This window comes from Lactobacillus gallinarum (assembly GCF_002160635.1).
GTDB classification, from domain to species: domain Bacteria; phylum Bacillota; class Bacilli; order Lactobacillales; family Lactobacillaceae; genus Lactobacillus; species Lactobacillus gallinarum.
Genome location: NZ_NFKZ01000067.1, coordinates 1 through 1,343, shown reverse-complemented (window position 1 = coordinate 1,343; position 1,343 = coordinate 1). Strand labels below are relative to the sequence as shown.

At 36.3% G+C, this 1,343-nt stretch carries 1 protein-coding gene; it reads right to left on the bottom strand.

The features are described from left to right. Positions 1-1,259 (bottom strand): RNA-guided endonuclease InsQ/TnpB family protein (locus B5E95_RS10295; RefSeq protein WP_162606895.1); only part of this gene is annotated, 1,259 nt, incomplete at its 3' end. Between the last annotated feature and the right edge of the window lie 84 nt (positions 1,260-1,343).

Here is a 1,343-nt window from a genome sequence, read left to right as displayed (position 1 = left end):
GAGAATACTTTTCTAATTATTTGCAAAGCTCCGTTAATATCCGCATTGATTAAGCGGTCATCATTAGCTTTAAACAAACCACGTTTAATTCGTCTGTTAACAGGGCTTTTACCTTGTCGCTTTCTGCTTTTATTGCCGTTTTCCCAACAAGGCTGTTCATGATCTAAACTACTAGTTTGACTAGTGTAACTTTCGTTAGTTTGAATAACAGTAATTCCTGCTAAATTAGCCTTGTACTTAATCATGTCGATCATCACCTGGTGAGGAATCCCAATAAAGTTTTGATTATTTCTTTTCCCCATATTTGAACTTCTTTTCCATGATTTGTTCTTACCAATGACAATTGTGTTTGCCTCACAGTTTAACGCATAATCCACGATACGTTTAGATGCTTTGTGGGCAAATTGCCTAATTTTGTCATTGCGCCAAGCGGTAATTTTCTTCATGGCTTGGGTATCTTGATAGACAACTTTCTTACCTTGTTTGGTATTAATTATTCGTTCAAGCTGATGGTGTCTAGCTTGAAGCTGTCTTAATTCAGCACGCTTTTTATTATAATACTGGTTAACCGACTTAATTCCACGACCGTTAATGAGTAGTGGACGATTACCAGTGTTAGAAGCGCAAGCAAAAGCATTATCAATTCCAGGATCAATCCCAATATATTTACCGTTATCTGGTAAGTATTTAATTTCTTTATTGGCTTTATATGGAACAATTACTTTATAACCATTAGCGACAGGTTTAAAAGCAACGCGTCCAATTTTTTCAATATTAGGCGCAAGTTTTAGCTTTAAATCCAATTTTGGAACAATCAAATAGCCATCTTTAACTTTAGCGTTCTGATTAGTCACAAAGAAGGTATGGCGTTTGTCCCGTAAATAACGGGGCAATCTTGGTTTTCCGCTAAACTTACTAGGATTAGCTTTGTAGGCTTTCAGCGCTTTAAAGAATGCCTGCCAAACAGTTGTGACCTCTCTTAAAGTCTGTTGTGCCGATTGGACATAGCCTAAGCTATGATAAAGCATTAACTCACGCTTTTGATAACGCTCTTTAAATATTTGATCGAGTTGACTATAGCCTTTAATATATCTTTTCTTAAAGAAACCTTGTCTTAAGTCAAAAAGGGCACGGTTGTACAAATTGTGTGCTACTAAAGAATACTCATCAAGCTTCGGATTAGCTTTAATCAGATATTCACTGGCTAATTGCTCATATTGCAGATCATTTCTAGGAACTTGCTTATTCTTTTTTGCCATCTTTTTCACCGCCTTTCTGATTTAAGGTGCTTTCTATAAGCTTACGTTCCACTCGTCTATGAGAATATTCTCTCATAGAGAAGC